General features: G+C 34.6%; 6 protein-coding genes and 2 pseudogenes. 6 read left to right on the top strand and 2 right to left on the bottom strand.

The features are described 5' to 3' along the window. Positions 1-11: 11 nt before the first annotated feature. From ACORHU_RS04975 to ACORHU_RS04965, 3 genes and pseudogenes are all read left to right on the top strand, one after another. A pseudogene (locus tag ACORHU_RS04975) lies at positions 12-2,699 on the top strand (phage tail tip lysozyme); the annotation flags it as partial. 726 nt (positions 2,700-3,425) lie between these two features. Further along, the gene (gene ltrA, locus ACORHU_RS04970; protein ID WP_434365132.1) at positions 3,426-5,348 is read left to right on the top strand and encodes a group II intron reverse transcriptase/maturase; all 1,923 of its coding nucleotides are present in this window, start codon (positions 3,426-3,428) and stop codon (positions 5,346-5,348) included. Positions 5,349-5,486: 138 nt separating this feature from the next. Further along, positions 5,487-5,609: pseudogene (locus ACORHU_RS04965) on the top strand (CHAP domain-containing protein); the annotation flags it as partial. Between the two features lie 30 nt (positions 5,610-5,639). Here the strand turns inward: ACORHU_RS04965 and ACORHU_RS04960 are convergent. Continuing rightward, positions 5,640-5,828 carry a hypothetical protein gene (locus ACORHU_RS04960; RefSeq protein ID WP_075202690.1) on the bottom strand — a complete coding sequence of 63 codons (189 nt, stop codon included), beginning with the start codon at positions 5,826-5,828 and terminating at the stop codon, positions 5,640-5,642. A gap of 18 nt (positions 5,829-5,846) precedes the next feature. Between ACORHU_RS04960 and ACORHU_RS04955 the strand changes: the two genes are divergently transcribed. Beyond that, positions 5,847-6,413 carry a PBECR4 domain-containing protein gene (locus ACORHU_RS04955; protein WP_000431812.1) on the top strand — a complete coding sequence of 189 codons (567 nt, stop codon included), beginning with the start codon at positions 5,847-5,849 and terminating at the stop codon, positions 6,411-6,413. Positions 6,414-7,303: 890 nt separating this feature from the next. On the opposite strand, the gene ACORHU_RS04950 is transcribed toward ACORHU_RS04955, so the two are convergent. Beyond that, positions 7,304-8,266 carry a helix-turn-helix domain-containing protein gene (locus ACORHU_RS04950; protein ID WP_048773342.1) on the bottom strand — a complete coding sequence of 321 codons (963 nt, stop codon included), beginning with the start codon at positions 8,264-8,266 and terminating at the stop codon, positions 7,304-7,306. A 226-nt stretch (positions 8,267-8,492) separates the two neighbouring features. Here ACORHU_RS04950 and ACORHU_RS04945 point away from each other — a divergent pair, with 226 nt between their 5' ends. Together ACORHU_RS04945 and ACORHU_RS04940 are read left to right on the top strand one after the other, a co-directional pair. Further along, positions 8,493-10,250, top strand: a complete 1,758-nt coding sequence (locus ACORHU_RS04945; protein ID WP_000653339.1) for an ABC transporter ATP-binding protein — start codon at positions 8,493-8,495, stop codon at positions 10,248-10,250. Between the two features lie 4 nt (positions 10,251-10,254). Next, positions 10,255-11,979 carry an ABC transporter ATP-binding protein gene (locus ACORHU_RS04940; RefSeq protein ID WP_084888027.1) on the top strand — a complete coding sequence of 575 codons (1,725 nt, stop codon included), beginning with the start codon at positions 10,255-10,257 and terminating at the stop codon, positions 11,977-11,979. The last annotated feature ends 13 nt before the right edge of the window (positions 11,980-11,992 follow it).

Below are 11,992 nucleotides of genomic sequence, written 5' to 3'. Positions count from 1 at the left end.
GGGGAAGGTAAATGAAGGATAAAAGAGAAATCATACGTGCCCGAAAGGCATTTAGAAGAAGTCTAAAAGATGAGAAAAAATTCTTGAAACAAGGAAAGAAGGAGGTGAAGAAACAGAAAAAAGATTCCGCTGTACTGGATGATAAAGCATGGAAAAAAGAGATAAAAGAAAAGCTAGAGGAGATGAGAGAAGCTTCAAAGGCTAGAGTAAAACAAGCAAATGAAGACTACAATCATATTCTTCAAAATAGTCCTCCATCTCTATTGAATCGCAAAGAATTAAGAGATAGACGATTACCTCATGCTAGGAAACGATTGAAAATAGCCAAGAAGCAATTTAGAGAAGCCAAGGTAGAAGCAAAAGAAGAAAGAAAAGAGAGTCATAAAGAAAGAAAAACCAATCAAAAATTTCTCTACGGTCAGGAATCGAAAGCAAAATCTAATTTTTTCTTTCAAGGGAAGAGTTTAGAAGAATTAAAAGCTAAGAAAGAAGTCAAGGACGCAAAAGAGAATTTAAAATCTACTAAACAAGCCTATAAGTCCAAAAAAGTCAGTAGGAAAGCCAAAACTTTTCTTTATGTCCTTGGACGTGAAGGTGGAGAGTTAGCTTCAGAAAATGAAGATTTAGAAGGCTATCGCACACTTCAAGAGACCATTAGAAAAGGGAAACGCTACAGTCGGCTTTCTTATAATCTGGGGAAAGCTAGTGTCAAAACAGGACAAGCAACAGGTCGTTTTACCAAGAAAAGACTGACCAACACAAAAGAGCGATACCATCATTTTAAGGATGGAAAAGGATGGAAACTAGCGAAAGATAACCCAAGTTCCTTTAAAAATCGGTTTCGAAAATTAAAGAAACAAGGTCTTACAAGTGTCCAAAATATCTATCAAAAACTAAAAGCAGCCTTTTCCTTTTTTACATTTGCGGGTGGAAATCCTGTAACCTGGATAGTTGGAGGAATAGTCTTTCTTCTTTTACTTATGATGAGCTTCTTTTTAGGATTTTCATCTGCAAGTTTGATTCAACAAGATGAATTTGAATTAACAAAAGCTTATACTCACCTAACTTGGGAGGATGCAGAACATACTCGTACAAATGACAAAGGAATTACCTATTACACAAAAGTTGATGATGTGATGGGATATATGAACTTTAAATTCCATGACTATGAGTTACACAAACCAGTTCACTTATTTAGTTCAGAAACTTACAAGGATTATCTGTCTACTTTGTGGCATGATTTAAACGATGGGGAAGATTTGAAATCCATGCAAGACCTCTATGAAACTCCTAAGTATAAACTATCGAAAGACGATCAAGAGGAAATAAAGGAACTAAAAGAAGAGGGTGTCTATGCTTCCATGCAGGAATTGGACAATCCATTTGAGGGGAAAAGCAACGAAGATAGTCTAACCATGACTTATCGTTATGGATACTATGATTTAGACGGAAAACCTACCCTTCAGGAGTACATTCTACTAGAAGCTAAGGCTCACCAAACAATTGTCGCACCAATGGATGGTGTTGTATCTCTAGATGGTGATAATATTATTCTCACTAACGGAAAAGGGGAGAATGAGAGTCGTTTAACCTTGTATTCTATTCATAATGGCCGTGCGATTGAGGGGACAAGGGTCTTAACTGGCGATGTTATTGGTGAGACACCAGACGATACAGGTTTGAAAGTTTCCTATCAAAAGTATAAGAACAAGAAAGAAAAATTGGTGTATGTCAATCCGCAATTTTATTTTCCCAAAGTCATTCAACTTCAGACAACTATCTTACCTGCCATTGGTCAGTTTGGTGGGGATGAGTTTGAACGAGCAAAACATATTTATGAGTTTTTGAAATCTCAAGGGGCAAGTCCCCAAGCCATTGCGGCAATTTTAGGAAATTGGTCTGTAGAGTCTTCTATTAATCCAAAACGAGCTGAAGGAGATTATTTATCTCCTCCAGTTGGCGCTACCGATTCCTCATGGGATGATGAAAGCTGGTTAGCGATTGGAGGTTCAGCCATTTATAGTGGTGCTTATCCTAATATTCTTCATAGAGGTTTGGGGTTAGGGCAATGGACGGATACTGCAGATGGTTCAACACGTCATACAGCTTTATTAAATTATGCACGCACCCAAAATAAGAAATGGTATGATTTAGACCTCCAACTTGATTTTATGCTTCATGGGGATAGTCCTTACTATCAAAGTTGGTTAAAGGATTTCTTTAAAAATACGGGCAGTGCAGCCAATCTCGCCCAACTCTTCCTCACCTACTGGGAGGGAAATTCTGGTGACAAACTACTGGAAAGACAAACCAGAGCAACGGAATGGTATTACCAAATTGAAAAAGGCTTTAGCCAAACAAATGGAGGACAGGCAAAGAGTGACCCGCAATCCCTTGAAGGGGTTCGTGGAGACTTGTATGATCATTCTGTCCCTGGTGGTGGAGATGGTATGGCCTATGCCTATGGACAATGTACATGGGGTGTTGCGGCTCGTATGAATCAATTAGGCTTAAAATTAAAAGGAAGAAATGGAGAGAAGATTTCAATCATTAATACCATGGGAAATGGTCAGGACTGGGTTGCGACAGCGTCAAGTCTTGGAGGGGAAACGGGTTCTACACCAAGAGCAGGTGCTATTGTTTCTTTTGTGGGAGGTACACATGGTACACCAGCAGAGTATGGTCATGTGGCTTTTGTCGGTGCGAGACGTTTCTAACTGAAAAGGTTAGACACGTTCTTGAAAAATCAACCTGATAATCAGGTTAAATTTGAATAGAATGGAGAACTCTTATCTTGAAAATTGGAATGAAGGGGTAACGCCCTGAAACGATTTCTCTAATACTCCGACATGCGTTTATCTTGTGCAAAGGTAAAGGTATGAAGCTCGGTGAAGTCGGCTGAAAGATACCGTCATTCTTAAGGACTTAAGAATCGAAAGTGTTCCAGAGGTGGAATATGTATCTGATAGGTCGGGAGTCATTAAAAACTAAATAGGGTGAGAATGTGCATGAGCACTGACGAACCAGCGAATGTACGCTCCGAAGGCGAGTACGTAGAAATGCGTACAACAACGTAAGTTGTTTCAACTTGAGGAAGAGTAAGAATCGACGATATGAAATTCCTTGTTATGTTACAGGCATATCAAAGTTGAAGGGGTATAGCTAGGCACCTAAGTTTAGTATTGATAAAGATAAGGGAACGTCGAAAGCTAGAGATGTGGAGGTTGCACAACCAGAGAAACATTGGAAAGAAAATCATAACTTTCCTTAATCTCTAGTGAGAGTGGTGGCACGACCTTTGAAAGTGTTGTAATGATACTGGAGGAACAGCCACTAGTCAATAGTGTATTGTTATGAACTTTATCATTTCATGGATTCTTGTAAGACATAAAAGGTCACGAATCCAAAGAGAGGAGTGATAGACCATGACGAAACCAAAAAATGATGACAAACTATTAAAACATCAAAAATTAAGATATGCGGAATACTATGGCATGACCGAGATATTTGATGATTTATATTCCAAAAGTCAAAATGGATTCAGTTTTAAGAACTTAATGAATATTATCACATCTCCCGAGAATATACTGCTCGCTTATCGTACCATAAAGCGAAATGGTGGTAGTCAAACCGAAGGAGTAGATGGTGTTACCATTAAAGATTTAGAAAATCTGACCCAAGAAGACTTTATCTCTAAAGTTCAAAGAAGATTTCAATATTATAGACCCAGAAAAGTCAGAAGAGTAGAGATTCCTAAGCCAAATGGGAAGAAACGACCACTTGGCATTCCCTCGATGTGGGACAGAGTGGCCCAACAGTGTATTTTACAAGTGTTGGATCCAATCTGTGAAGCGAAATTTTACAAACACAGTTATGGATTTAGACCCTTAAGGTCGGCTGATAACGCTATTATGGACTGTATGTACCGTATGAATAAAAGTCATATGACTTATGTCGTTGACGTTGATATTAAAGGCTTTTTTGATGAAGTGAATCATACTAAGTTAATGCGTCAAATCTGGACATTAGGTATCAGGGACAAACAACTTCTAGTGATTATTCGAAAAATGTTAAAAGCACCAATTGTTCTTCCGAATGGAAAAGTGACATATCCAACTAAGGGCACACCACAAGGAGGTATCTTATCTCCACTACTTGCCAATATCAATCTCAATGAATTTGATTGGTGGATAGGACGACAATGGGAAGAAAGAGATTGTAAGGAATTAGTTCCTCAATATAATTCCAAGGGAACAAGACACAAGTCACATGTTTACAGAAAGCTGCGAACTTCAACGACGCTAAAAGAAGTTTATATTGTCCGATATGCGGATGATTTTAAAATCTTTTGTCGAAATAGGAATGAGGCAGAGCGAACGTTTAAGGCTGTAAAATTGTGGTTAAAAGAACGACTTAACCTCCCTATTTCAGAGGAAAAATCTCAAATTACCAATCTGAGAAAGAAAAGCAGTGAATTCCTTGGGATTACTTTAAAGCTAGTTTCTAAGAATAATCGTTTGGTTTGTTTCTCTCATATTGCATCAAAAGCCAAGAAACGTATTAAACATCAACTGAAACAACAGATGAAATTGATACAAATTAAAGGTGCTAAAGAAACAATTATTCGTGAAATACAGAAGTATAATAGTATGGTTATCGGTATTCATAACTATTATAGTATGGCAACACATGTGAGTAAGGATTTAGAAGAAATTCATTATCAGCTTTATCTCTCTTTTAAAAATCGATTGCAGGCGAAAGGTCTGACAAAAATAGGAGAATACAAGGGAAAAGATAAAGGACTTCTCCCCTACCTCCAATCTCAAAACATTCGGTACTTAATGGGTTATCCAATTCTTCCAATTAGCTATGTCAAGACGAGAACACTAAAAGGAAGAAATAAGAATCTGAATAGGTATACTCCCGAGGGGAGAAAATTGATTCATAAACAACAGGAATCTGTTGAAACATGGAAATTAAAATGGCTGAGAGAACACTCAATTATAAATAAGCGTGCAACAGTTGAATACAATGATAATCGAATTTCTTTATTTGTAGCTCAAAAAGGGAAATGTGCTGTAACCGGTCAGGAATTGGATATGGATGATATTCATTGTCACCATAAGAGACCGTGGTTAGAAACAAAGGATGACTCTTATAGGAACCTTATCATTGTTGGACGAGATATTCATCGCCTGATTCACGCAACAAATGAGAAGGTTATCAAAAATCTCTTTCAGCTTTTGAATTTGAGTGATACAGGACTGACCAAATTAAATCAGTTGCGCGAACTTGCAGGAAATTCACCATTATTGAAAGAAAATTTGAACTTAGAACAATTATGTTAATCATATTAATACAGCACGATAAAGCAAAATCGTGATAATACACTATTGATGGAACGCCGTGTGCGGTGAAAGTCGCATGCACGGTGTGAAGCGGGGGAAAAGATGGAGATAGTATCAAAGTTTTACCTATCGCTATAGAAGATCTATGATGATGGTTCTTTCCTCGTGTCTGAAACAAACTATGGTGGCAACCCTAACTATACCTTTAGAAAAATCTCTCAAGCAGATAGTGCCATCAGTTTTGCCTATACGGTGAAATAAAGAAGTTGATACTTGAAATTTTAACAATTTTCAGGTAGAATAAATAGTGTAGATGAGTGGTCGGCTCATGGTCAATCTGATAGTAATCTTGGACATAAGGGCCAAGCGGTGGCGGACACCAGAACGAAATCCGATAGCAATCTTGGACGTAAGGGCCAAGCGGTGGCAGACACCAGAATAAACCGACTGACTAGGTGGCTTACAGACTCTGTAAACCACCTTTTTTGTGAGGAAAATATGGAAAATTCTAGAGATTATCGTAATCCAAATTACACCGAAAAAATAAAACTTCAGCGTTTTTTTACTCAGTTACAAATTGCGGCTTCTTTTTTTAAAGAACACTTTGTTGGCAAAATCATGTATTATGAAACGGAAATAGAAAGTGTTGAACTTCATTTTTCACCTACTAATTTCATGCACCTATGTGGTGTTGATTACCGAAAAGGTGCAGGCAGTTTCTTTGACGATTGTTTAAATAGTCATGTCATAATTGATGAGTTGAAAATAAAAAATGATGGAACCACGATGCAAAAGTTACAAGTTTTAGGATCTATTGAGGAGTTATTGGGAAAGCATGTTCATCTAACTGGTTCAGGACGTTATTTGTATTTGGAGTTTGATTATGCTCTACGTACAAGAAAACAGATACTAGCATTAACATTGAAAGAGACATCAAAGAAAATTGTTCCTCAATCTTTATTAGATTTGAAGAGAAAGACAGTATTTCCAGAAGGTCAAAAAGTAATTTCAATTTACTCAAAACATTTACAAACGTCGGAACTTTTTTATTATTTAAAAGATTAGTTTACATATCTTTTGTGGTATAAAACATATTTTCATCATTATAAGGAGAACGCAGTTTTGGCTCGTTCTTTTTTTGTTGATGATATGCTCCAAACAACCTACACTAGATTGGATATGAAATAGTTTGTGATTACATAATTTATCTTCAGGGAAGTTATGGACATTATCTCAATTTCTGTCATGATAGACATCTCTAACAATTTCCGTTATAACAGACATTGACTTACAAAGTATTTCTTTTCTGAACATATTAGCGTTATAATATAAATGCAGTGTTACACTGTAGAATATTAAGAAAATAGGATACTGTAGGTTTAAAATAAATGTGTAAGATAAATAGTTGGATTAGTAAAAGTTTCAAGTCTGATAAGAACAATATTACATTTCATACAACTGAATGTATATATTTTATAAGAGAGAGGGATGCTTGATTGGGGAAAATCATTCAAAATACAGTTATAAGGATTTTAATAAGAATGAAAGTGTGATATTTCTTTTTCATTAATCTTCTAAATGTATTAAAATCAAGCTTTCCACTTATGTATTCTGCTAATAAACTTCAATACATTTCAATAGATTTTCAAAATTTGGTGGGGATTTTTATTATACTTTGTACGAGCTTTTCAATACCCTATCCCAACCTTTAAAATCCCCTAAGTTATTTACTCAAGGGATTTTTTATCTGCTTTTTTCATACTTAAACAGTCAGTCTAACTGTTTGATTTTCTTTGTGACTAACTCCCTAAAAATAGTAGAATTAGCTACTTTACTGATTTTACAAGATAATAACAAGACCTAAACGTATAATTTATTTAGGTTTACCAATTATGACTTTAACATTTTCCAATAAGGTCTAACTCAACCGTCCCCAAAGTTAAATCCTTATGTATTTAATCAGAAAGATTATTTTTCGCATATTTTTTTATGTCTTTGGGATAAAATCCCTTATATTTTTTGAAGCATGTACTAAATTTACTGTGAGAGGAATATCCTACAGCCTCTGCTATATCTTGAATTTTAAGGGTAGAGTTCAGTAGGAGTAATTCCGCCATATTCATTCTCCGTCTTTGAGTATATTCTGTAATTGTGCATTGATATTTTTGCTTAAATAACTTTTTTAGTTTTGTGCCGCTCATAGTGGATATTTTTTCTAAAGTATCCTGTGAGATAGATGTTGCATAATGATCGTCTATATAATTGGTGACATTTTTCAAAGCCTCATCATCGGCAATAGATAGTGGATTGCTGTACTTATTTAAAAAAGAGTCTATTGTAATACTTAACCATTCCTTTGCCTTTGACTCAAAAAAGATTTCAGCAGCAGGAGATGCCATCTTGCAATTAAGGATATCTTTTGCGATTCTTTCTAAAGGCTTGTTTATTATAATGCTGGTATTAAAAAATAAATCTTCATAGTTACAGACTTTATTCTTATAAGAGGACAGGCATTGCTCTATCATGGACTGATTGAAATTTATACCGATTCCTAAATAAGGAGAGTTTTTGTGAAGTAAAAACCTAAAGTCTTTAGAATTTTTTGTATTTATAGTATAAAGTGAATTTGAAGAAAGATTTTGATAAGGATTAAAACATTCACCGTTTGCTGTAACTAAATAAGATAAATAAAGGGAATAGAAATTATTCAAACCAGAAAAACTTGTATGGATAATTTCTTTTTTTATGAAAACATCATAAATATCAATAGTGAAATTATCGCCCTCGTAAAACCAATATATGCCTTCTGCATTATCCGTGCTAAAACGGAATTCATGTCCTACAGTGGAGTATTTTGTATTATCGATAGATTCATCTGTAGAAAAAAAGTTTTTAACAAAGTTATAAAAATCACTCATATTATACCTCCGTGCTTTATATTTTATCCCGAATAGACATTATCCCGAATAGACTTATTTAGCCATATCTAATTGATTGAAATCCTCATTTATTATATAATAAATGACAGATAAAAACAAGAAAAACTATGCGTATTGCAAAAGAGTTTGAAAACAAGCCTCTAAAATCAGTCTAAAAAGGCTATTTATAGGGTTTGCTAATTTTAAAAAAAGGAGGAGTTGTTCAGTGAAGGATAAGAAGAAATCAATACTGAAAAGACTAATGGCTTACGGTGGTGAAAAAAGTTTTTTACTCTATATTGCTATGGTTATGTCTGCTGTATCAGGTGTCATGGTTTTGATGCCTATGGTATATATTCATAGAATTGTAAATAACTTAATTTTAAATGGGATGGTGAATTTTGATTATGTAAAGGAAAATTCAATTTATGCAGCAGTCTTTGCCGTTCTGGGGCTTTTTATATACCTAATAGGTTTAATTTTATCCCATATTTTTGCATTTGAAGTGGAAGATAACATTATTAAGACTTCCGTAACAAAACTAATAAACAAACCGCTTGGGTATTTCGATGACAAAGAAAGCGGAAGGATAAGAAATGTAATTGTGTCCGGAGCGTCTGAAACCCATTCTTTTATAGCGCATCAACTTCCTGATATGGCGATGACCATTATATCGCCAATCGTCCTGCTTGTATTTTTCTTCGTGTTTAACTGGAAGTTAGGACTTGCCAGTATGATACCGATGATTATCGGTATGACATTGATGTCATCTATGATGACAACCGAAACAAAAAAAATGAAGGATGAGTATTATGCAGGACTTTCCGATTTATCTTCTCAGACTGTGGAATATGTTCGAGGAATTCCTGTTGTTAAAACATTTGCACAAAGTGTTGAGAGCTTTGATAAGTTATATTCGTTAATCATAAAAACAAAAGACAATGTACTTAAGCTTACTATGAGTTATACGAATAAAATGTCGTGGTTTGAAACCGTTTCTACATCGACGGCATTTTTCTTGGTACCTGTGGCATTACTCTTAATAAAATTTAATGGAAACTTATCTAATGTAGTTGCAGATTCTGTTATTTACTTCCTAATAGGACCGGCATTTGCTACTTTTATTATGAGAACTGCGACGATTACACAATACAGTTATTTTGCAGAACTTGCTTTAGATAAAATTGAAAATATACTTGAGTTTGATGATTTTGTTTATGGAAATAAAACAAGTTCTGATGTTGGGATAGAGTTTAAAAATGTAAGCTTTTCTTATGAAGATGAAAATGTATTAGACGATATTTCATTTAAGGTGAATAAAGGAGAACGAGTTGCTTTAGTCGGATCATCAGGCAGTGGTAAAACTACTATAGCAAGGCTTGCTGCACGATTTTACGATATTAAAACAGGTGAAATTTATATTGGAGGAATTAATATAAAAGATTTTGAAAAAGAGGCTTTAATGAGAAAAATTGCTTTTGTTTTTCAAAACTCTAAACTATTTAAAATGAGTTTAAGAGATAATCTTTTAATCGGAAAGCCTGATGCAACTAATGAAGAAATTGACAATGCCTTAATCAATTCAGGGGCTAAAGATATTATTAAAAATTTAGATAAAGGACTTGATACTGTTTACGGAACTAAAGGCACATATTTTTCAGGAGGAGAGGCTCAAAGGATTTCTATAGCGAGAGCTTTTTTGAAAGATGCAGATATTATCATTTTAGATGAAGCTACAGCCTTTGCAGATCCTGAAAATGAACATTTGATTCAAGAGTCTTTTAAGAAGCTATCAAAAAACAAGACAACATTGATGATTGCTCATAGATTATCTACAGTAGTAGATGCGGATAAAATTCTTGTTATTGATAAGGGGAAAATTGTAGAAGAAGGCAAGCATTCAGATTTAATCGGTATGAGTGGGCCTTACAAAAAACTTTGGGAAGAATATCAAAAATCCGTAAATTGGAAGATAGGAGGTTAAACATATGGTTTCTTATTTTATGAAAAAATATGCGATGTCAGAAAAAGGCGCTCTTAACTTAAAAAAAGCCATATTTTCACACACGCTTGTTAATTTAACTAAATTGTTCGCACCAATGATCGGTTTTATGTTTCTGTTTCAGTATATAGGCATTTTAAAAAGTATTGAGAGTTACAATTTTACTTCTGTTCATTATATTGCACTAATTGTAGTAATGATGATTGTGATGTTCTTAATAGCGAGGTGGGATTATGTAAGACTTTACACCAATGTGTACAACGAGAGTGCAAATTCAAGAATTGAGTTAGCGGAAAAGTTAAAGAAATTACCTCTTTCTTATTTTGGTAAAAGAGATTTGGCAGACCTTGCGGAAACCATGATGAATGACATGAACTTATATGAAACAATTTTTTCTCATGCTGTACCTCATATATATTCAACGGCTATATCCACAAGTATTATTGCTTTAATGCTTATCTTCTATAATTGGAAACTTGCACTTGCAGCCCTTTGGGTAATTCCCATTTCTATTTTGATTATATTTTTATCAAAGAAAAGTCAGAAAAAAATAGTACAAGGCTGGATAGATGATAATCGTAAGGTTTTTGATAATCTACAGGAAAATATAGAGCAGATAGAGCAAATAAAATCTTACAACTTAGAAGATAGGATGTTAAATGATTTTTTTGAAAAATTAAATGCATCCACAAAACAGAAGACGAAAGGTGAAGTTGTAGCCGGAACACTTACAGGAATAGCTGCCGCAATTTTAAAGCTTGGAATTATAAGTGTTGCCGTTATCGGCGTCAACATGCTTATGGCAGGGGAGGTAAGTGCGCTGGTTTATATCGCATTTTTAATGCTTACAGCAAGTATTTATCTTCCTATAGAAGGAATAATCACCTTTATGTCAATGATAGTTATGCTTGATGCGGTTGTAGGGAGAATAAAGGAAATAAAGACCATGCCTGTTCAAAAAGGCAAAAAAGATATTGACATTAAAAATTACGATATTGAGTTCAAGGATGTTTATTTCGGATATGATGATTATTCTGTAATAAATTGTGTGAGCTTTACTGCAAAGCAGGGTGAAATCACTGCGCTAATCGGTTCAAGCGGAAGCGGAAAAACAACTCTCACCAAGCTTGCTGCAAGATTTTGGGATATAGATAAAGGAAAGATTTTGATAGGGGGAGAGGACATCGGTAAAATTGATCCGGAAACACTCCTTAAAAATTTCTCTATCGTTTTCCAAGATGTTACTCTTTTTAATTCAAGCATAAAAGATAATATAAAAATCGGTAAAAAAGATGCTACAGATGAAGAGATTATAAGAGCGGCTAAAATAGCAAGATGTTATGAATTTATAGACAAAATGCCGGATGGAATAGATACAGTAATAGGTGAAAACGGACAAAGACTTTCAGGCGGAGAAAGACAAAGAATCTCAATAGCAAGGGCAATACTAAAAGACGCACCAATCATATTGCTTGATGAGGCTACAGCATCTCTGGATGTTGAAAATGAAAGTCTAATTCAAGAGGCTTTATCCGAACTTATAAAAGAAAAAACGGCAATTGTTATTGCTCATAGATTAAGAACAATAAGAAATGCAAACAAAATCGTTTTATTAAATGCCGGAAAAATAGAAGCGATAGGGACAGATGAAGAACTTTGTAAAAGCTCGGAATTTTATAAAGCAATGCTTAGAAAATCAAATATTCAGTGAAAACTTATTTAGA

The sequence above is a fragment of the Streptococcus sp. KHUD_015 genome (genome assembly GCF_051106265.1).
In the GTDB taxonomy this organism is placed as follows: domain Bacteria; phylum Bacillota; class Bacilli; order Lactobacillales; family Streptococcaceae; genus Streptococcus.
This window is presented reverse-complemented; position numbering and strand designations above follow the sequence as displayed.

Coding starts and splice junctions, on each gene's coding strand:
- ACORHU_RS04950 (WP_048773342.1), bottom strand. CDS start 8,266: ATGAGTGATTTTTATAACTTTGTTAAAAACTTTTTTTCTACAGATGAA.
- ACORHU_RS04955 (WP_000431812.1), top strand. CDS start 5,847: ATGGAAAATTCTAGAGATTATCGTAATCCAAATTACACCGAAAAAATA.
- ACORHU_RS04940 (WP_084888027.1), top strand. CDS start 10,255: ATGGTTTCTTATTTTATGAAAAAATATGCGATGTCAGAAAAAGGCGCT.
- ltrA (WP_434365132.1), top strand. CDS start 3,426: ATGACGAAACCAAAAAATGATGACAAACTATTAAAACATCAAAAATTA.